15 protein-coding genes and 1 pseudogene are annotated in these 19,782 nt (G+C 62.0%); 2 read left to right on the top strand and 14 right to left on the bottom strand.

Annotated elements, in window-relative coordinates:
- Positions 1-69 precede the first annotated feature (69 nt).
- Together ACSBPU_RS01885 and ACSBPU_RS01880 are read right to left on the bottom strand one after the other, a co-directional pair.
- Positions 70-1,551: a bifunctional 2-methylcitrate dehydratase/aconitate hydratase gene (locus ACSBPU_RS01885; protein WP_442595083.1), complete on the bottom strand. Its 1,482-nt coding sequence runs from the start codon at positions 1,549-1,551 to the stop codon at positions 70-72.
- A 122-nt stretch (positions 1,552-1,673) separates the two neighbouring features.
- Positions 1,674-2,540, bottom strand: a complete 867-nt coding sequence (locus ACSBPU_RS01880; RefSeq protein WP_442595081.1) for an alpha/beta hydrolase — start codon at positions 2,538-2,540, stop codon at positions 1,674-1,676.
- A gap of 178 nt (positions 2,541-2,718) precedes the next feature.
- Between ACSBPU_RS01880 and ACSBPU_RS01875 the strand changes: the two genes are divergently transcribed.
- Positions 2,719-3,027 (top strand): hypothetical protein, encoded by a 309-nt coding sequence (locus ACSBPU_RS01875; protein WP_442595079.1) that lies wholly within the window; start codon positions 2,719-2,721, stop codon positions 3,025-3,027.
- A 102-nt stretch (positions 3,028-3,129) separates the two neighbouring features.
- Here the strand turns inward: ACSBPU_RS01875 and ACSBPU_RS01870 are convergent, their stop codons facing one another.
- From ACSBPU_RS01870 to ACSBPU_RS01820, 11 genes and pseudogenes are all read right to left on the bottom strand, one after another.
- On the bottom strand, positions 3,130-4,530 hold the full coding sequence (locus tag ACSBPU_RS01870; RefSeq protein WP_442595077.1) for a gamma-glutamyltransferase family protein: 1,401 nt from the start codon (positions 4,528-4,530) through the stop codon (positions 3,130-3,132).
- A 49-nt stretch (positions 4,531-4,579) separates the two neighbouring features.
- A pseudogene (locus ACSBPU_RS01865) lies at positions 4,580-4,633 on the bottom strand (hypothetical protein); the annotation flags it as partial.
- A gap of 309 nt (positions 4,634-4,942) precedes the next feature.
- On the bottom strand, positions 4,943-5,998 hold the full coding sequence (locus ACSBPU_RS01860) for an ABC transporter substrate-binding protein (RefSeq protein ID WP_442595075.1): 1,056 nt from the start codon (positions 5,996-5,998) through the stop codon (positions 4,943-4,945).
- 39 nt (positions 5,999-6,037) lie between these two features.
- Entirely contained in the window at positions 6,038-7,057 is a 1,020-nt protein-coding gene (locus ACSBPU_RS01855) for a CobW family GTP-binding protein (protein WP_442595073.1), read from the bottom strand.
- Entirely contained in the window at positions 7,047-8,663 is a 1,617-nt protein-coding gene (locus ACSBPU_RS01850) for an amidohydrolase family protein (RefSeq protein ID WP_442595071.1), read from the bottom strand. Before ACSBPU_RS01850 ends, ACSBPU_RS01855 begins: the two co-directional genes overlap by 11 nt.
- Before the next feature lie 22 nt (positions 8,664-8,685).
- Positions 8,686-12,501, bottom strand: coding sequence for a trifunctional transcriptional regulator/proline dehydrogenase/L-glutamate gamma-semialdehyde dehydrogenase (gene putA / locus ACSBPU_RS01845; protein WP_442595069.1), 3,816 nt, complete (start codon positions 12,499-12,501; stop codon positions 8,686-8,688).
- Between the two features lie 78 nt (positions 12,502-12,579).
- Complete coding sequence (locus tag ACSBPU_RS01840) at positions 12,580-13,824, bottom strand: amidohydrolase family protein (RefSeq protein WP_442595067.1); 1,245 nt, start codon at positions 13,822-13,824, stop codon at positions 12,580-12,582.
- A 38-nt stretch (positions 13,825-13,862) separates the two neighbouring features.
- Positions 13,863-14,738, bottom strand: a complete 876-nt coding sequence (locus tag ACSBPU_RS01835) for an ABC transporter permease (RefSeq protein ID WP_442595065.1) — start codon at positions 14,736-14,738, stop codon at positions 13,863-13,865.
- A gap of 14 nt (positions 14,739-14,752) precedes the next feature.
- The gene (locus ACSBPU_RS01830) at positions 14,753-15,802 is read right to left on the bottom strand and encodes an ABC transporter ATP-binding protein (protein ID WP_442595063.1); all 1,050 of its coding nucleotides are present in this window, start codon (positions 15,800-15,802) and stop codon (positions 14,753-14,755) included.
- A 2-nt stretch (positions 15,803-15,804) separates the two neighbouring features.
- A complete protein-coding gene (locus ACSBPU_RS01825) occupies positions 15,805-16,668 on the bottom strand; it encodes an ABC transporter permease (RefSeq protein ID WP_442598505.1) in 864 nt (287 codons plus the stop codon).
- A gap of 184 nt (positions 16,669-16,852) precedes the next feature.
- A complete protein-coding gene (locus tag ACSBPU_RS01820) occupies positions 16,853-17,704 on the bottom strand; it encodes a fumarylacetoacetate hydrolase family protein (RefSeq protein ID WP_442595061.1) in 852 nt (283 codons plus the stop codon).
- A gap of 92 nt (positions 17,705-17,796) precedes the next feature.
- On the opposite strand from ACSBPU_RS01820, the gene ACSBPU_RS01815 reads away from it, so the two are divergent.
- Positions 17,797-18,723 (top strand): LysR family transcriptional regulator, encoded by a 927-nt coding sequence (locus ACSBPU_RS01815; RefSeq protein ID WP_442595059.1) that lies wholly within the window; start codon positions 17,797-17,799, stop codon positions 18,721-18,723.
- Here the strand turns inward: ACSBPU_RS01815 and ACSBPU_RS01810 are convergent.
- Positions 18,674-19,762, bottom strand: coding sequence for a tartrate dehydrogenase (locus ACSBPU_RS01810; RefSeq protein ID WP_442595057.1), 1,089 nt, complete (start codon positions 19,760-19,762; stop codon positions 18,674-18,676). The genes ACSBPU_RS01815 and ACSBPU_RS01810 overlap by 50 nt on opposite strands.
- Positions 19,763-19,782 lie beyond the last annotated feature (20 nt).

Here is a 19,782-nt window from a genome sequence, read left to right as displayed (position 1 = left end):
TTGTTCCTCACCTGAAAAGAGGCCTGCGGCGCTATATCGCATCTTCGGGTTTCGAGGGATAAGCCGGGTTTAAGGGGTCCGACCCCGGACGGGGTCGGACCCCACCACATAAAGGTCAACATATTCGTTCACCGGCATGGCTTCCAGTGCCTGCTGGTCAAGCGACACCTTCAGAATCCGTTCCTGCTGAGCGGCCGAAAAGCGCCGCGCGAGATTGCGTCGGAATTTTGCTTCCAGCAGCGGAATGCCCTCGGCACGCCGGCGGCGGTGGCCGATCGGATATTCGCAAACCACCTCGGGCAAGACGCTGCCGTCCGACAGTTGCAGCGTCAGGGCATTGGGAATCGACCGCTTCTCCGGATCATGGTAGTCCGTGGTGAAGCCGGGATCTTCGACGCAGAAGATCTTGGCGCGCAATGCATCGATGCGAGGGTCCGCGGCGGCGCTGTCTTCATAATCGTCGGCCGTCAGGCGCCCGAACAACAGGCATACGGCAACGATGTACTGGATGCAGTGATCGCGGTCGGCGGGATTGTTCAGCGGCCCTTGCTTGTCTATGATGCGGATGCAGGCTTCGTGCGTGCGTATGGCGATGCGCGCGATGTCCTCCGCGGTTTTTCCGGCCGCGTTCAATTGCGCATGCAGGGCCATCGCGCATTCCGCCGCCGTCTGCGCATGGAACTCCGCCGGAAAGGCGACCTTGAACAGGATGTTCTCCATGACGTAGCTGCCGTAGGCACGTTGGAACTTGAAGGGCCGGCCCTTGAAGAGCACGTCGAAGAAGCCCCAGCGCTTGGCGGTCAATGCCGACGGATAGCCCATTTCACCCGCGCGCGTGATAAGCGCCAGGCGCACGGCACGACTGGTTGCGTCTCCCGCGGCCCAGCTTTTCCGGCTGCCCGCATTGGGCGCATGCCTGTATGTGCGCAGGCTCTGCCCGTCCACCCATGCCTGGGACACGGCATCGATGATCTGATCGCGCGTCAGCCTCAGCAAATGCGACACGACGGCGGTAGAGGCCACCTTGACCAGCACCACATGGTCCAGACCCACTTGGTTGAATGAGTTCTCGAGCGCGATACACCCCTGGATCTCGTGCGCCTTGATCATCGCGGCAAGGACGTCGCGCATGGTCAGCGGGGCCTCGCCCTGGGCAACGGCATTGCGCGACAGCCAGTCGGCCGTCGCAAGGATACCGCCAAGGTTGTCCGACGGATGCCCCCACTCGGCGGCCAGCCAGGTGTCGTTGAAATCCAGCCAGCGGATCATGGCGCCAATGCTGAACGCCGCCTGCACCGGATCGAGCTCGAACGGCGTGCCCGGCACCCTGGCCCCCAGCGGCACCACCGTGCCGGGCACGATCGGGCCCAGCAACTTGGCGCAGGCCGGATATTCCAGCGCCTCCAGGCCGCAGCCCAGGGTATCGATCAGGCAATTGCGGGCGGTTTCATAAGCCAGACTGCTTTCGATTCGATAGCCGAGCACATAGTCGGCGATATCGACCAGCACCTGATCGGGGTCCGGACGGACGTTGATGATGCCTGAGGACATAAGGCCTCCTGGGATGGTTGTGGGGTCAGACCCTACAGGTCTGACCCCGGCCCCGGATTTTAGGGGGCAGACCCCGTACGAAGTTTCAAAGGGCCAGACTCCGCATGGGTCTGACCCTACAATTATCGCTCCAAAGCCTCGCACTTCCCGCTCATGTAAGGCAGGGCGCGAATCGACGACTCCCTGAACACCATCCAGTCGTGATCTCCGTCTATGACTCTGTACTCGATGTCTTTGGGCTGGTGGGCATGCAAAGTCCAGAACAACTGCGCGGCCGCCAGGACGATGCCCAGAGCGTCATGGTCGCCGGACTCTATCCACATGGGCACGATCTTGCCCGCTTTCTTGTACGCATCCAGACGCGCGGGATAAAGCGCATCGGTCCACGCCTGCTCGTCGAACTTGCCGTCCTTCATGAACTGCGGCGTGCGCCGCGCGGCCGAGGTCTCGGGCGGCAGCGGGTCATAGATGGCCGGGCTGAGCACGCCGGCGGCGCAGAAGAGATCCGGGCGGGACAGGCTCAGGTTCAAGGCCCCATAGCCGCCCATCGAGAGACCCGCGATCGACCGGCCGGCACGATCGGTGCGCGCCTTGTATTTCCCTTCTATGTACGGGATCAGGTCATCGATGAAAGCCGTCTGCGCTTTGACTTCGTTCGCGTCGGCATACCAGGAAGCCGGTCCGAAAGTCGGCATCACGATAATGGACGGACGCATCTTGCCGCGCTTGATCAATTGATCGGCCGTCACTTCGATGCCCCCGCGAACCGTCCAGGAGTCCTCGGTGCTGCCTGCGCCGTGCAGCATATAGAGGACCGGAAATTGCTCCTTGGCGTCATGATAGCCATCGGGCAGATAAACCTGCATCTTGAACTTCTGGCCCAGAGTATTGGATGCCAAGTCATCCTGCACGATCTCGCCGGCTTGCAGAGGGAAGGCGCTGACGGCCAGAATCGCAGCGAGCGCGCACGCAAGAAAGGATTGCTTCATCGTTGTCTCCTTGTTGTAAAGGCCCGAGGGGTCAGACCCCGTACGGGGTCTGACCCCAGGCTTCTTCAATATAGCTTATCGACAGCGAGCCACTCCTCGCCCGCAGCCTGACAAAGCATCCGGTACATTTTTTGCTGGCCTCGAAGTCCAATCCCACGGTCAGACTTCAGGAGGCACCATGCAAAAATCCAATAAACCGGACAATGCTCCGCAATCCGAAAAAGCGGCGAAGACGACTTCCGCGCCCGATTATCGTGATCACAACTCCGGCCGACGCGCTGCCGGCCACGGCGGCGGTGACATGGATCGTCCCGATGCATTTCCGGATGCGCATCGCGAAGCCGGTTACGACTACAGCGGCGGAGGCCATGGGCACGAGCCAGGCCGTAGCCTGGCTCAGGAAGCTGATGAGGATCTCGAAAGCCGCGAAGGTCCTTATACTCGTGCCGGCCAGCCGGCGACACCTAAAAAGCCGTCAGATCAATAGGGTTCTTCGACCAACTGACAGGGGTCAGACCCCATGCGGGGCCTGCCCCCCCGGGCCGGCTGGGCTGGGGTCAGACCCCGTACGGGGTCTGACCCCAACTCTTTACACTCCTTCGGCGTAGCCGTCCCGTTGCGGGTCGGCGCCGCCTCGCAGCTCTCCGTCAAAGCGGGTGATGCCATGCACGGCGGCGAAGGCGTAGCTCAGGTGGCTGCGCCTTACTTCGTAGCCAAGCTGTTCGAGCCCTTTCTGCACCGGCATGGGAATGCGGTTGGAGATGTCGATGGCGTTGCTGGTGGAGACCATGCGGGGCGCGCTGATGGCGTCCTGGATGTCCATGCCCCATTCCAATACGTTCAGGATCACTTGCGCCACGGCCGGGCCTATCCATGATGCGCCGGGAGCACCCAGCGTCAGGACGGGCTCGGTTCCGTCATAGATGATGCTGGGCGCCATCGAAGAGTATCGGCGTCGGCCGGGAACGATGGAGTTCGGGTTGCCCGGCATGGGATCGAAGGTGCTCATGGCCCCGTTCAGCATGAACCCCGTGTCCTTCACGATGAAGCCCGAAGGATTTCCCAGGGTGTGGGTCATGGTGGCGATCATGCCTCGGGCATCCACGACCGAGACGTGCGTCGTGTGGCGCGACTCCGCCAGTTTGGCGCGCTCGATATTCGCCTTTTCGCCCGAACGTATGGCTTGCGCGCAGGCTCGGACATACTCATCGGAGAGCAGGCGGTCGACGGGGTTGTCGGAATACTTCGGATCGCCGATGAATTGCTCTTTGTCGCGCAGGGCTATTTTCATGGCTTCGGCCAGAACGCGGATGTATTCGGTGGAGTTGTGCCCCAGCGAGGCTAGGTCGAACTGTTCGGCAATGCGAAGGATCTGGCCGACGAGTATGCCGCCTCCTGGCGGCGAGGGAGCGTCGACGCGCCATCCTCGATAGTCGAAGGATAGCGGACGGGTGATTTCCACGGCGATCTGCTCCAGATCGGCGGCGGTAAGGATTCCCCCCTGGCTACGCACGTCCTCAATGATGTGCGTAGCGATCGAGCCGGTATAGAAGCTTTCCGCGCCCTCGCGGGCGAGCACTTCCAGGGTGGCAGCCAAGTCCGGGTTGCGTATGGTCGAGCCGAGCGTCTTATAGGACCCGTCTTCGTTCAGGTAGATGCGCCGGCCGTCCGGCGTCAGGCCAAGCTTGTCGCCATAGTTCATGCGGCCGTACTTGCGCTCGTTCTGGGTGAACACGGTGTAGACGTGCGGCCGCATAAGCCAGCCTTCTTTTGCCCAGGCTATGGCCGGGTCGAAGAGATCGGCCCAGGGCATGGATCCGTGGTCCGCATGCGCCTTCGACAGCATGCGGAGCAGCCCGGGCGCGGTCACCGACTGCGCACCGGCTTCGTTGATGAAATCCTTGACGATGAAGCCGAAGCCGTCGGTGGTGACCCCCCAGGGAGATATCCTTCCACATATCCGGCCGGGACGCCAAAGGGCAGCCGCCAAAGCCCTCATAGACTCTGCCCGTCTGCGTGTCGGGATCGTATACATGCAGCATGCCGAACCCACCTATGCCGCACATCAAGGGATCCACCACCCCCTGCGTCATGGCGCAGGCAATCGCCGCGTCCACTGCCGTGCCGCCCGCCCGCAACACCTCGGCGCCGGCGGAGACCGCCTCGGGTTGCGGTGCGGTGATCATTGCATTTGCTTTGGGCACTTTGCGTTCAGGGCGACGGGCCATGTTCTGCTCCAGATGAAAAGGAAGTTGCCTGAGGGGTCAGACCCGATGGGTCTGACCCCACGATAACTGTTTGGAAAATTGCCTGGGGTTGCCTGGGGTCAGACCCCGTACGGGGTCTGACCCCTTGATCACTGAAAAGGGGTCGGACCCCGCATGGGGTCCGACCCCCCCGCTTTACAAGCCTGCCTTGAATTCCTTGTTCCAGAAGTCCAGGCTGGCGGCTCGCTGTTTGGCCAGGGCTTCCAGGTTGTAGGGGTGGATGCGGGCGAGTTCCTCCGGCGTGAATCCCACCCGCTTCTGCAGCTCGTCCGGCAGGGTCGCGTTCTTGACCGTCGGCGCGTAGCCCATGGTTTCGGCGAAGTGCAGTTGCCCGGCCGGTTCGAGCAAGGCGTTCATGTACTTCAACGCGGCTTCCTTGTTCCGGCTGTTCTTGGGCACGGCGCCCTCGAAGGTGACGGGGATGGCGCCCTCTTCGGGGATGATGAATTCGAGAGGCAGGCCGGCGTCGCGCCATTGCAGGGCGCGCGCCTTCCACATGCATGCGATCCAGATTTCCTCGGACTTGAATGCCGCCGCAACCGCTTCGTTGGAAGGAAACACCTTGGGCTGGTTTTCCTTCAGCTTGCGCAGGAAGCTGTATCCCGGCTCGAAGCTGTCGCCCTTGCCGCCTTCCGCCAGGCCCACGAACAGCGTGTTGAAGTTATAGAGAATGTCCGAGAATCCGACCCGCCCCTTGTATTTGGGGTCCAGGGTTTCCTTGAAGGACTTGGGCGGCGTGGGCAGTTTATCCTTGTTGTACACCAGGACCATCGCGCTGAAGATGTGCGGAATGGAATACGGCGTGCGGAATGTTTCAATGGTGTTGGCCAGGTTGGGCACATTGCTGGTCGACACCGGCTCCAGCACGCCTGCGGTGCTGGCGTCGTACATGTCCAGGTCGCCCAGCATGGCCACGTCCATCGACCCACGCCTGGAATTGCGCTCGGCCTTCAGCTTGGTGGTGCGGGCGGTCGCGTTGCCGGTATCGTAGACGGGCTTCACGCCCATGGGTTCGACGATGGGCGCAATGAATTTGTGCAGAAGGTTCTGGTAGTCGCCACCCCAGGTGCCCACCACCACATCCGCGGTCTGCGCGAACGCAAGACCCGGGATCAAAGGAAGTGAAGGCACCAGGGCCAGGCCTGCCGCCTGTTTCATGAAATTGCGTCGATTCAATTCTTTTTCTAGCATGGTTGCCTCGTAGTGAGAAAGTTAAATAATGCAGCAGAGTCAGGCAAAGACCTTACTGCTGCGTTGAGCTACGGCTGAATGACTTGAGCGGCTTAGCACGACGGGCGCGTGCGGCAGCGCCGCCTGGATTTCCTCCGCATCGATGTCGCGGGCAATCACCACGCATATGTCCTCATGGGCCTCGCGGCCCATCAATCGGCGCGGCGTGCCAAACGTCGTGCCGACGCTTTGGATGTGGATAGGCTCGCGGCAGTCGATGACCTTGAAGATGGCTTTCACCCTGAGCAGTTTATCGCCGCATATCGAAGACAGGTCATCCAGCCACATCGCCACGTCGTCCCATGAAGCGCCCGCACTCAGTGTGCCGGCCATCACGTGGATGCGCGGATGCGCCTTGGCCACCGCGCTGCCGAACAGAGCTTCCACGGCACTGTCGGTCGCGCCGGCCGGGGCGCTTTCGGCAAAGGTCTGGTGAATCGCCGCGCCACGATCCCGGTCCGCCACGATCTGGGCAAGGGGATTGACGCCGCGGATGACTTCGACATGCGACTGCTCGGTGCCGGCATCGACCAGATCGAGCTTGGTCAGGACGACGCGCTGAGCCGCGCCCAGTTGCGCCGCCGCTTCATTGAATTCTTCGACGTTCAACGCACCGCGCACGCAGTCGTAGGTGCTGATCACGGTGACCCGTATGCCGCGCCGGGCAAGCTCCGGATCGGACAGAGAAGCCACGATGGGACCCGGGCGGGACAAGCCGCTGGTTTCGAGCACAATGCGCCGCAGCGGACGCGCGCCGGGCGGTCGCGGGGCGTCGAGCATGGCGCTGACCGTGAGCACGATGCCGCTGCGCAAGGAACAACATACGCAGCCGTTCGACAGCAGCGTCAGGGGAATGTCGTCGGCGCCGTCCTTCACCACCACGCCGTCCACGCCGATCTCTCCGGCCTCGTTGACGATGACGCCCGTCTCGCCCCTGCTGTCCGAGTTCAGCAGGTCGAGCAGCAGCGTGGTCTTGCCGCTGCCCAGGAAGCCGGCGAGGATGAAAAGCTCAACGGACATGGGGAGGCCTTTCTTCGTCGTCGCCCCAGCTGTCGCCGGCCAGCTCGCGCACGTCGGCAAGAAGTTCGTCCACGTCGAAGATCAGGCCCGCCTTGATGGTGTAGCGCAGTGCCCGCACCCATTCCGGCTGGCCGGTCTGGTCATTCAGGCGCCATGCGCCGGTGCCATAGAGAAGCTTGAAATCTTCCAGCGGATTGTGATCCATGACCAGCAGGTCGGCGCGTTTCCCGACGTCGACCGACCCGGTCTCGTGATCGATGCCCAGCAATTCGGCCCCGAGCGACGTGGCGGAGCGCAAGGCCTCCAGCGGGTGGAATCCCGCCTCCTGCAGCAATTCGAGCTCGCGAATGAGGCCGAAGCCGAAGATCTGGAAGATGAAGCCGCTGTCGCTGCCCGCGCAGACTCGCCCGCCCAGGTTCTTGTATTCGTTGATGAATTGCATCCAGAGGCGGTAGTTCTCCTTCCACTCGATCTCGTTCGTCGTGCTCCAGCGGTACCAGTAGGAACCGTGGCCGCCGCGTTGCGGCTGGAAGTACTTCCAGATCGCCTTCCAGGTGTAGTCGTCGTGCCAGTCGGCGCGCCGCGCGCGCATCAAGTCGCGATTGGCGTCATAGATGTTGAAGGTGGGCACGAAGGTATGGCCAAGCTCCAGGAAGCGCTCCATGACTTCCTTCCATTTCGCGCTGCCGGGCTGGGCCGCCTGCTTGAACGTCTGGCCGGCCAGCGCAAAGCGGAAGTATTCGTCGCTGTAGTTGTAATCGGTGGGAAACTGCTGAACCACCTGGGACTCGAACAGCGCTTCGGGAAGCCCATAGTAGTGCTCCGAACTGGTCAGCCCCCATCCCGCGGATTTCAAGGCATTGACCCGCGTCACCGCCATCTGCGCATGATGGCAGCCCGAGCGCAGGCCTTGCTTGGCCGCCTCGTCGAGCGCAGCCTGCATGATGGTCGGCGGCGCGCCGAAGAACTTGATGCCGTCCGCTCCCCGATTCTTGAGCTTGCGCACCCAATCGCGCGCCTGGTCCGGCGTATAGATCGTCTTGACCCTGTCGTTGACCGCCGGGAAATAGGCGTAGGACAGAATATTGGGCGCGGCGATATCGTTCCGGGCGGAGGCCTCCTTCTGCTGCATGGTATAGCCCAGGCCGTTCAGCCCTCCCATTTCGCGCACCGTCGTGACACCGTGGGCCAGCCATAATTTATAGATGTAGTCGGCGGGCGGCTCGACGCCGCACATCGAATGGTATGGCGTGCCGATATGCGCGTGCGAATCGACCAGTCCCGGCATCACGAACTTGCCATGGCAATCGACCTCGAAATCGCCGGCGGCCGGCCGTCGGTCCGGATTGATCGTGTCGAGCGACGCCCCCACGCCCACCAGCGCGGCAATGCGATCGTTTTCGATCACGACGTCGACCGGGCCCCAGGGCGGCGCGCCGGTGCCGTCGATGATGGTGGCGCCGCGCAGCACCATGCGCTTGAACGGCCCTTCGCCGCGATCCCGGCTGCTTGCCGGCACGGGCGGACGCCATCCTTTGCTGGCGTTCAGGTCGCCCATTTCTTCGCCGGGCAATGAATTGATGTAAGGGTTGTCAGGTTTGCTCATTTCGATTTCCAGTTTCGATGATTCAGCCTATGGCCATCAGGCTTGCGTTCCCGCCCGCCGCCGTGGTGTTCACGCTCATGGAACGCTCGCGCAGAAGCAGTTCCGGCTGGTAGCCGGCGCCGTCGCGGATCGCCTCCGACGTCAGCCCCTGCACGGCAAGAAGCGGCCCATCCCGCAAAGCCAGCCGCTGGTTCAGTTCCCGCAGGGCGTCGCTATCTCCTTCGAACAGCACCGCATCGATGGGGGTTGTTTCGATGCGGTCGGCATCGACCCAGCTTATGCCGTCCGATTCGGCGCCGTGCGCCTGCAGCGCCGCGCGGGCAACGCCGGTGTCCACGAAACAAGCCTTGTTGCCCGTCAGCCGGCATGCCTCCCACTGCCGCTGCGCGCCCTGCGAGCTGGCGGCCACGCACAGCACGACGCCACGCGGAATGACCATGTAGGTATTGTGCTCCCCTGTCGGTCCAGGCAGGGGCAATGTGCAAGGCAGCCCCGCCGCAAGGTCGATGCCGGCCGGCATGTGCGCCGGCCGGCGCGACAGCAGCCGGTACAGATATAGGGGCCCGCCCGCCTTGGGCCCCGTGCCGGACAGGCCGTCGCCGCCGAAGGGCTGCATGCCCACCACGGCGCCGACGATGTTCCGGTTCACATAGATATTGCCCGCCAGGATGCGCGAGCTGACATACGCCACCATCTCGTCGATGCGCGTATGAACGCCGAATGTCAGCCCATAGCCCGTGCCGTTGATGGCATCCATCACCGTGCCGATGTCCTCGCGCCGGTACCGAAGGACGTGCAGCACGGGGCCGAACACCTCTTGCTTCAGCATGTCCATGCTGTGCAACTCGATGAGCGTGGGCGGCACGAAGGTGCCATGGCGCGCCTCGGGCGGCAGGGACACCTGCTCCACGCTGCAGCCAGCCTCGCGCATCGCCTCGATATGCGCCTCGATGCGCAGCTTCGCGTCGGCATCGATGACGGGACCCACATCGATCGACAGGCGATCGGGGTTGCCGACGGCAAGCTCACGCATCGCGCCCCGCAACATGTCGAGCACCTTGTCGGCGCAGTCTTCCTGCACGAACAGCACGCGCAGCGCGGAGCAACGCTGCCCCGCCGAATCAAACGCGGAGCTCAGGACATCGAGCACGACCTGTTCAGGCAGCGCCGAAGAATCGGCGACCATCGCGTTCTGTCCACCCGTTTCCGCTATCAGCGGAATGACTCCCCCTTGGTCGGACAAGCGGGCGGATAGCGTTCGTGCGATATGCCGGGCCACGCTGGTCGAGCCGGTGAACGCCACGCCACCCACCAGGTTCGACGCCACCAGCGCCTGCCCTATTGTCTCGCCGCCGCCCGGCAATAATTGCACCGCCGCTTCCGGGACTCCGGCAGCACGCAGCACGGACACTGCCTGGGCCGCAACCAGGGGAGTTTGCTCGGCGGGCTTGGCAATGACGGTATTCCCCGCCGCCAGCGCCGCCCCCACCTGCCCCAGGAATAGCGCCAAGGGGAAGTTCCAGGGACTGATGCAGACGACGGTGCCCAGGGGCCGGTGCGTATCGTTGCTGAAGCCGCGCTCGATCTGGTCTGCGTAGTAGCGCAGGAAATCCACCGCCTCGCGGACTTCCGCAATGGCGTTGGCCACGGACTTGCCCGCCTCCCGAACGATGAGCCCGATCAGCGATTGCATGTCGCCTTCCAGCATGTCCGAGGCGCGGCGCAGGCACTGGGCGCGCTCTTCGACGGGCGTGGCCTGCCAGACCGAGCCCGGCCCCACGGATTGCTCGAGTGCGCGTTCCACATCGGCCGGACTGGACTCGACCGCATACCCGACGATATCCCGATGATCCGCCGGATTGGCGATGGGCACCGCCCGTTCCGGATCCCAGCCGTCGCCGCCGCCTCCCAGCATGGGCGCCGCCCGCCATTGCCGATTGACGCTGCCGGCCAGCGCGGCCGCCAGCGAGCCGAGCCGGTGTTCGTTGGTCAGGTCGATGCCTTGGGCGTTGAAGCGCGCGCGGGCATCGCCGGCACGGTAGAGATCGCGCGGCAGTGGAATGCGCTCATGGGGCACGCCCAGCGGCCACAGTGTCTTGGCCGCTTCCACCGGATCGGCAATCAGTTGCTCCGTCGTGACGCCGTCCATTCCGATAAGGTTCACGAACGAGGTGTTCGCGCTGTTCTCCAGCAGACGCCGCACCAGGTAAGGCAGCAGGATCTCGTGCGTGCCCACCGGCGCGTAGATGCGGCAAGGGCGGTTCAGCTTGGATTGCGATACCGGCCCGACCACCTCTTCGTAGAGGGCCTCGCCCATGCCATGCAGGCACTGGAATTCATATTGCCCCGGATAGTAGTTCTCGCCCGCCATGTGATACACCGCCGCCAGGGTATAGGCGTTGTGCGTGGCGAACTGAGGGTAGATTTCGCCGGGCGCCGCCAACAGCCGGGCTGCGCAGGCAAGATAAGAGACATCGGTATACACCTTGCGGGTATACACGGGATAGCCTTCCAGCCCGCCCTCCTGGGCGCGCTTGATTTCCGTATCCCAATAGGCGCCCTTGACCAGCCTCACCATCAGGCGGCGCCGGCTGCGCCTGGCCAGGTCGATCATGTAGTCGATCACGTAGGGCGCGCGCTTCTGGTAGGACTGGATGACGAACCCGATGCCGTTCCAGCCCTTCAGGCATGGCTCGGCGCACAGCGCTTCGAGCAGATCGAGCGATATCTCCAGGGTATCCGCCTCTTCGGCGTCGATATTGATGCCGACGTCGTATTCGCGCGCCAGCTTCGTCAACTCCAGCAAGCGCGGGTAGAGCTCGTCCATGACGCGGTCGTGCTGCTGGCGGGAATAGCGCGGATGCAGCGCGGACAGCTTGATCGATATGCCCGGGCCCTCGTAGATGCCGCGCCCCGCGCTGGCCTTGCCGATCGCATGAATGGCAAGCTCGTAGGCGCGATAATACCGCTCCGCGTCCTGGGCGGTCGTCGCCGATTCCCCGAGCATATCGTAGGAATGGCGGAAGCCCTTGTTTTCCATTTTGCGACTGTTGGCGATGGCTTCGGATATGGTCTGGCCCGATACGAATTGCTCGCCCATCATCCGCATCGCCATATTGACGCCCTGGCGAATCAAGGGCTCGCCGCCCTTTCCGATCATGTGCGACAACGCCTTGGAGAGCCGCTGCTCGCTGTTGACGGACGCCAGTTTGCCGGTGATGAGCAGGCCCCATACAGCCGCATTGACGAACAGCGACGAGGATCCGCCGATATGCGCCTTCCAGTCCCCTTTGGAAATCTTGTCGCGGATCAGAGCGTCTCGCGTGGCGCGATCGGGTATCCGCAGCAAGGCTTCGGCCAGGCACATCAAGGCGATGCCCTCCTGGCTCGAAAGCGAAAACTCCTTGATGAGCCCTTCCACCCCTCGGCTGACGCGCTTCTTGCGCAAGGCCGTCACCAGACCGGCGGCCAGCTCGCGCACTTCGTCCTTTCTGGGGACCTGAGCCTGCTCCAGCAACAAAGGCAGGCATTCTGGTTCCGCCCGGCGGTAGGCGGACGTGATGGCCGCGCGCAGTACGGATTGCGGCCGGACATCCTGGCTGAACAGGAAAAAGGGCGGGGCGTTGTGCCATTCGGCATCGTCCGCAAACACCACGGGTCCGTCGTCCCCGCCTTCGCCCGGCAGTTGCGGCAGATGGCCCCGCTCGATCTGTTCCAGGAAGGAAATGAGCGCCTGCTTGTGCAGCCAATGGGGCGTACGCCCCATCAGTTCGGATGCACTCTTCAGCCGATTCCGGATCGAGCTGTCCACCTTCACGCCCAGATTAGTGCTTGCCATGGTCGTCCCTAGGATCCGTCAATGCCAGAGTGGGGTCAGACCCCGTGCGGGGTCTGACTCCTGCCTGACCCCTGGCTTCTAGGCCAGTTCATCGTGATAGATCTTTCCGCCTTTCATCACCAGAGGGATATGGTCGCCCTGGCCAAGCAGGCAGGCGATGTCTTTGTAGGGATTGCCGTCCACGACCAGTACGTCGGCGATGGCGCCCGCGCTCAATTGCCCCAATTGCCCTTGCATGTTCAGGACTTCCGCGCCGATCAGCGTGGCGCTCTGGATAACGTCGAAATTGGACAGGACTTCGGCCCGGATGCGAAACTCGTCGCTCTGCAAGCGCTGCGACGGCCCGAGCAGATCGCTTCCGAATCCCATCTTGACGCCCGCCCGCTTGTACAGCTGCAGCGATTCCAGGCCCGCCGTGCGCACCGTGGCGATCTTGTCGACGCTGTCCGCGGGAAGGCCGTAGGTTGCGCCTTCGTTGGCCAGGGCCTCGTAGGTGACCAGGGTCGGCACGACATAAGCGCCTTTCTCGGCCATCAGTTTCGCGACGCGTTCATCGATGAGGTTGCCGTGCTCGATGGTGCGCACGCCATTGCGCACGGCGCGCTCGATCGCATCGGCCGTGTAGGAATGCGCCATGACATAGGTCTGCCTGCTGCGCGCCTCGTCGACAATGGCGGCGATTTCGTCTTCGGAGTATCCGTAGGCCGCGATGGGGTCGGTGGGCGAAGCCACGCCGCCGGACGCCATGATCTTGATCTGGTCCGCGCCCATCTGGAATTCCTCACGCACTGCACGCCGCACGTTATCGACGCCGTCCACCACCCGGCCGATGTCGCCGGCGCGAAAGCAGCACCCGCAAAAGCTCATGGGGCGCAGTTGATCCGAGCGCTGGCGCGGATCGCCATGCCCGCCGGTCTGGCTCAAGGCCCGGCCGGAAATGAAGAGGCGCGGCCCGATGATGGTGTCTTCCTCGACCGCGCATTTCAGCCCCCACCCCGCGCCCCCGGCGTCGCGCAGCGTCGTGAACCCGCGGCGCAGCATGGCGGCCATGATGGGCACCGAGCGCATCATCACCAGCGCATCCGGCAAGAACCCCTGGGAGCTGAGGTTAAGCTGCGTCGCCATCACGTGGCCATGCAGGTCGATGAGGCCGGGCATGATGGTCTTGCCGGCGATATCGATCACCCGCGCGGTGCCGGAAGACAGCGGCTTGTCGGAGACTTCCTTGACCTTGCCGTCCTCGACCAGTACGTCATAGCCTTCCAGCAGCTCGGACTGCGCCGGATCCAGCAAATTCCCATTCTTGAAAAGTACAGCACTCACGACTCGACTCCTTGAGCTTCAGCAAAACCTTGGATTGATCACGACACCATCGTCTTGACGTATCGACGGTGTATGAGCCAGTTGGAAAACAGCGCCATCAGCAAGGTGGCGACCACCAGCACCAGGGCCAGCGTCGCGCCGAACGGCCAGTTCGCCGCCTTGGTGATCTGATCGTAAAGCGCCGGCGCCATCATGGTGATGCCCGTGCCGCCCAGCAGCACCGGCGTGGCATAGGCATTCATGCAAAGAATGAACACGAGCAGCGTGCCCGCCGCCACGCCCGGGGCGGCAATCGGCAGCACCACGCGCCGGAACGCGGTGAAGAAGCTCGCGCCCAGGCTCTGGGCCGCTTCCTCGACGGAAAAGTCTATGCCTTCCAGCACGCTCTGGAGGGTGAGGATCAGATAAGGCAGCACCACGCCGGTCGTGCCGATGATGACCGCCAGCGGCGTATACATGATCTGCATGGGCGCATCCACCAGGCCCAGCTTCTGCGCGATGAAGTTCACGAACCCGGCATTGCCCAGGATCACCATCCAGCCCGCCGCGCGCACGACGTTTCCGACCATCAAGGGAAACACCAGCAGGATGATGAAAAGGCTCTTATAGCGGCTTTGCGTCTTGGCCAGGAAATAAGCCACCGGAAAGCCCAGCACCAGCGACAGGACCGTGCAGGTGGCCGCCACGTAGACCGTACTGAAGAATACGTCCCGGTAGTACGAGTCCTGGAAGAACTTGACGTAGTTGTCCAGCGTGAAGCCTTCCACCATCATCGACGCGTCGAAATGATTGAAGCTGTACCGGAACAGCATCAGGATCGGCACGATCATGATCATCAGCACCAGCACCGACGCGGGAAACGCCAGGCTGGCGCCGCGGCGTTTTTCGGAATTTCCCTTGATATCGACATCCATGATCGAACCCGGCCTCATTCCGAAAAGACAACGCAGTCGTCAGGATGAAAACACGCATGCACGCGCGTGCCGGGCGCATAGCCGCGCGTATGGCCGCCCGCATTGGAGAGCTGCGAACTGACAGCTTCGCCCGTGTCCAGCTTGATGCGGACGTCGAGAATGGAGCCCAGGTAGACCGCCGAATCGATGACGCCCGACAAGGCGTTGGGCCCTTGCGGCTCGCCTTCGAGCCGGATTCTTTCCGGACGCACGCCTATCTTGCGCGTGTTCGCGCCGGCGCTGGGCACGACGATCTGCTGGCTGGACGCCGTGGTGAAGCGGCCTGGTTCACGGACCGATCCGTCGAAGAAATTCATCTTGCCGAGGAAGTCGGCCACGAAAATGTTGCCGGGCCGCTCATACAAGGCATCGGGCGTGCCGATCTGCTGCACCTTGCCGTCGTACATGATGGCCATGCGGTCGGCAATGGCAAGCGCCTCTTCCTGGTCGTGCGTCACGAAGATCGTCGTCAGGCCGAGGTCGCGCTGCAGACTGCGGATTTCCTCGCGCACTTCCAGGCGCAGCTTGGCGTCCAGGTTGGACAAGGGCTCGTCAAGCAGGAAGACGCGCGGCTGGATGACCAGTGCGCGGGCAATGGCCACACGCTGCTGCTGGCCGCCGGAAAGCTGCCTGGGATACCTGTCCCGATATTGCGTCATGCGCACCATGTCCAGCGCCCCGCTCACGCGCTTGTCGCGCTCCGCCACTGGGATCTTGTGCATTTCCAGGCCGAACATGATGTTTTCGCTGACCGTCATGTGCGGAAACAGCGCGTAGCGCTGGAACACCATGCCCGTATTGCGCTTGTGCACCGGCATGTGGGTGACGTCTTCGTCGCCGATATGGATGGTGCCCGCGGTCGGCTCGATGAAGCCCGCGATCATGCGCAAGGTGGTCGTCTTGCCGCAGCCGCTGGGCCCCAGGAACGCGACCAGCTCGCCGTCTTCGATTTCGAGTGAAAAATCGGCCACCGCGACGGAGGAGCCGAATTGCTTGCTCAAGCGATCGATAATTACTTTTGCCATGTTCAAACCACCTGACTGAGTTTTACGAACCGGTCAGTGACCAGCATGACCACCCCGAGCAACAGGATCTGTATGGCCGAAACGGCCGCAATCGTGGGGTCGAGATTGAATTCCAGATACTGCATGATGGCGATCGGCAGCGTGGTGCGTCCCGGGCCGACCAGCGACAGGGACAGCTCCAGGTTTTCGAACGACACCACAAAGCTGAAAAGAGAAGCCGCGACGATGGCGGGCCGGAGCATGGGCAGGGTGATCCGGCGAAACGCCACCCCCGGCGGAGCGCCCAGGTTCCGTGCCGCCTCGATGATGGAAGGATCCAGCCCGTGCATGCTGGCGGACACCAGGCGCACCGTCCAGGGAATGGTCAGGCAGATATGCGCGAGCACCAGGCCCCCGTATGTTCCGACCACGTCCATGTCCAGCACGTTTTCCACGCGCAGATAAGCCAGGTATATGGCCACGCCCGCCACGATGCCGGGAATCAGGAGCGGCGACAGCAACAGGGTGTTGACCGAGTCGCTGCCCCGGAAACGATAGCGGATGATGCCCAGCGCCGCTGCGACACCCAGGATCACGCCGCACACGGACGCGATCGCGGCGACCTGGAAGCTCGTCAGGAAGCCATTGACGAAAGCCGAGTCGGTGATGGCCTTGGCATACCACGAAAAGGTATAACCCGAGGGCGGAAAGTAAAGGATCGCATCCTTGAAGAAGCTGAGCCACAGCACGAAAATCAGCGGACTCAGCATGAATAAATACATCAGGACGACAAACGCCCGGTGCAGCAGACGCGACCAGGGCGTTCGCGCGCCCCGCCCGGCTTTGGTGGGCGCCGCCGTGCGCGCCTGTTTGGGGACAGCAGAAATGTCCATGAACTACCCTCGATTTCACTGGCAGGTATAACCGCCTAAGCAGATAGGTTATACCGATGTGCCTTAAAGGTTGAACCGAATCGTAATCGCAGGTAGAACCGATGATCAATAAGGGTTTCTCTGGGGTCAGACCCCGGATGGGGTCTGACCCCAGAAGCCAAAGCCGTGCTGCAGCAAATCAAATCACATCGTTGGCCAGAACCCCCACCCCTTCGACCTCTACTTCTATACGATCACCCGCTTTCAAATAAACAGGCGGTGTGCGTTTGAAACCGACGCCGCCGGGGGTGCCGGTGACGATTACGTCGCCGACCTCAAGAGTGGCGAACTGAGAAATGTACTGAATCAATCGTGGGATACTGAAAATGAGTTGCGAGGTCCCCGCCTGCTGCATGACGGCCCCGTTCAGACGCGTCGTCAGGGTAAGGTCCGCGCCGTCGGGAACATCATCCCTGGTAACCAGCCATGGTCCAAAACAGCCCGTCGCGTCGAAGTTCTTTCCGGGTGTCCACTGCGACGTGTGATTCTGCCAGTCCCTGACCGACACGTCGTTGTAAGGCGCGTAGCCGGCAATATGCGTCCATGCGTCCTCTTCCTGAATATGTCGCCCTTTTTTGCCAATAACAATGGCAATCTCACCCTCGTAATCGACCATCTCGGATTCTTCGGGCACCACAATGGCCTGACCATGGCCGATTTGCGAAGAAGCCACGCGAAGAAAGATCGTGGGCTGGCCGGTAGGCGGTCGTTTTGTTTCCAGACGATGTTCTTCGTAGTTGAGGCCGACGCAAAGTATCTTGCCTGGGTCCGGTATCACCGGCAGTAACGTCAACGCCGAAAGCGCCAGGGTGTGGGCCTGCTTCAGCGCGTTGGGATCCATATTGTGCAAGAAGTCAGAGCCGAGCACCTCGCGCAAAGACGTGAAGCGCCCTTCAGTCAGCGCCTTGCCCTCGACAACCTCGCTTTCACCGACCACAACGCCCCATGTCGAACTTCCATCCTGGGGGTGGATAAAACTTAGCAATTTCAATGCTGCCTCCTGATTTGAGCATTATGTTAAAGACTTGTTTTCCGCCCGCTATACTGGCGACACCCTGCGAGCCACCAAATCGGTTATTAACCATGAATGTCACCATCAAACAGTTGCGAGCTTTCATAAATGTGGTGGACGCCGGCAGTTTCACGGAAGCGGCGAATCGCTTGCACGTAACCCAGTCTGCGCTCAGCCTCCTTGTTCGCGAGCTTGAGAACGAGCTTGGTGTTCGTCTCCTGGACCGCACCAGCCGACGCATGACGCTTTCTGCCAGCGGCCATGACTTCTATCCCATGGCACTAAAAGTGCTCGACGAACTGCATGAGGCCATCAACAGCACCTTGCAGTTGCACGAGCGGCAACGCGGCGCTGTAACGATTGCCTGTACGCAGTTATATGGCCAAGCGCTGCTGCCCAAAATGTTGGCGCACTTCAAGCAGCGATATGACTCTCTTGATGTACGCGTGTCGGATCTGCCCAATGAAGAGGTGTTGGAGTCGGTTCTCAATGGCAAGGCCGACTTTGGACTCGCTCCGCAACGCATAACTCCAAAGGGACTTACCCAAGAAGCGTTATTCAAGGATCGCATCGAACTGATTTGCCCAATAGGCCACGCGTTGGCAAAGCGCAAGCAGGTCACCTGGGCGCAGGCCATGCAATATCCCTTCGTCAGCCTGCCCGTAGACTTCACGATGAAGCTGCAGGCCGATCTGCTGGCATGGTCAAAATCCCTGGTGTTGCAACCCGCGTACACCGTCGCTTACCTGACCACCGCGCTCGGCATGGTCAAATGGGGGCATGGCGTCACCGCGCTCCCGTCTTTTTCCACGGGCCTCCTCAAGTCATTCGATGCGACACGCGTCCCGCTTTGCGAACCGGTAGTGCTCAGGCAGATCTCCATCTTCACTCGCAAAGGCGTAGAGCTGAGCCCTGCCGCGTCCAGTCTGCGCGACTTCCTATATGAGTTCACCTCGACGCCAGAGCTGATGGACGTCGACGCAAGTACTCACATATAGCCTCGCCTACATCCTCGGTGTGCGCGTCCCCGCCCAAGTCGGGGGTACGAGGACCGTTCAGCAACACATGCTCGATCGCCTCCAGAATTGCGCCACCCGCCTCCGCATAACCCAGATGCTCCAGCATCAAGGCACCGGACCAGATCTGCGCGATCGGGTTGGCGATGCGCTTTCCGAAGATGTCGGGCGCCGACCCATGCACCGGCTCGAACAGCGACGGGAAGCAGCGTTCGGGATTTATGTTTGCCGAGGGCGCGATGCCTATGGTGCCCGCCGTGGCCGGGCCCAGGTCAGACAGAATGTCGCCGAATAGATTCGAAGCGACGATTACGTCGAACCGTCGTGGATCGAGAACCATCTTGATCGTCAGTGCGTCAATATGAAACTGCGATGTCGTCACGGACGGAAATTCTTTAGCGACTTCGGCAAAGCGCTCGTCCCAGAACGGCATGGTGATGTTGATGCCATTAGACTTGGTGGCGGACGTGAGACGCTGCCGCGACCGCTTCGAGGCGAAGTCGAATGCGTAGCGCAGGATACGATCTACGCCATAGCGAGAGAATGTGGCTTGCTGAACCGCTATTTCGCGCTCCGTTCCCTGGTACATGCGGCCGCCAACGGACGAATACTCGCCTTCCGTATTCTCACGGATGACCCAGTAATCGATATCTCCCGGCGCCATGCCTGCCAATGGGCAAGCGACGCCGGCCATTAAACGTACGGGGCGCAAATTGACGTACTGATCGAATTCGCGCCTGAAACGCAGCAGCGAATCCCACAGCGACACGTGATCTGGCACCGTTTCGGGCCACCCGCATGCCCCAAAGAAAATCGCCTCACAGGCGCCCAAATGCTCCTTCCAATTGGACGGCATCCAGCTACCCGTGGCCTCGTACTGATGACATCCCCAGTCGTGCTCCTCCAGGTCAAGGCCAATCTGAAAATTTTCTCCTGCAAGCTTCAGAACGCGCAGCCCTTCGGGCATGACTTCCTGGCCTATACCGTCTCCTGCGATGACAGCAATTTTGTGCCGCTTCATTGTGTGACTTCTCCGGTCGG

This window comes from Parapusillimonas sp. JC17, from assembly GCF_052180245.1.
Lineage (GTDB): Bacteria > Pseudomonadota > Gammaproteobacteria > Burkholderiales > Burkholderiaceae_B > Parapusillimonas.
Note: the sequence above shows the minus strand (reverse complement) of the source record. Positions and strands in the feature narration are given on the sequence as shown.

Excerpts from the sequence above, each read along its gene's own strand:
- ACSBPU_RS01885 (WP_442595083.1), bottom strand. The coding sequence starts at position 1,551 with ATGTCCTCAGGCATCATCAACGTCCGTCCGGACCCCGATCAGGTGCTG.
- ACSBPU_RS01880 (WP_442595081.1), bottom strand. The coding sequence starts at position 2,540 with ATGAAGCAATCCTTTCTTGCGTGCGCGCTCGCTGCGATTCTGGCCGTC.
- ACSBPU_RS01875 (WP_442595079.1), top strand. The coding sequence starts at position 2,719 with ATGCAAAAATCCAATAAACCGGACAATGCTCCGCAATCCGAAAAAGCG.
- ACSBPU_RS01860 (WP_442595075.1), bottom strand. The coding sequence starts at position 5,998 with ATGCTAGAAAAAGAATTGAATCGACGCAATTTCATGAAACAGGCGGCA.
- ACSBPU_RS01855 (WP_442595073.1), bottom strand. The coding sequence starts at position 7,057 with ATGTCCGTTGAGCTTTTCATCCTCGCCGGCTTCCTGGGCAGCGGCAAG.
- ACSBPU_RS01850 (WP_442595071.1), bottom strand. The coding sequence starts at position 8,663 with ATGAGCAAACCTGACAACCCTTACATCAATTCATTGCCCGGCGAAGAA.
- putA (WP_442595069.1), bottom strand. The coding sequence starts at position 12,501 with ATGGCAAGCACTAATCTGGGCGTGAAGGTGGACAGCTCGATCCGGAAT.
- ACSBPU_RS01835 (WP_442595065.1), bottom strand. The coding sequence starts at position 14,738 with ATGGATGTCGATATCAAGGGAAATTCCGAAAAACGCCGCGGCGCCAGC.
- ACSBPU_RS01830 (WP_442595063.1), bottom strand. The coding sequence starts at position 15,802 with ATGGCAAAAGTAATTATCGATCGCTTGAGCAAGCAATTCGGCTCCTCC.
- ACSBPU_RS01815 (WP_442595059.1), top strand. The coding sequence starts at position 17,797 with ATGAATGTCACCATCAAACAGTTGCGAGCTTTCATAAATGTGGTGGAC.
- ACSBPU_RS01810 (WP_442595057.1), bottom strand. The coding sequence starts at position 19,762 with ATGAAGCGGCACAAAATTGCTGTCATCGCAGGAGACGGTATAGGCCAG.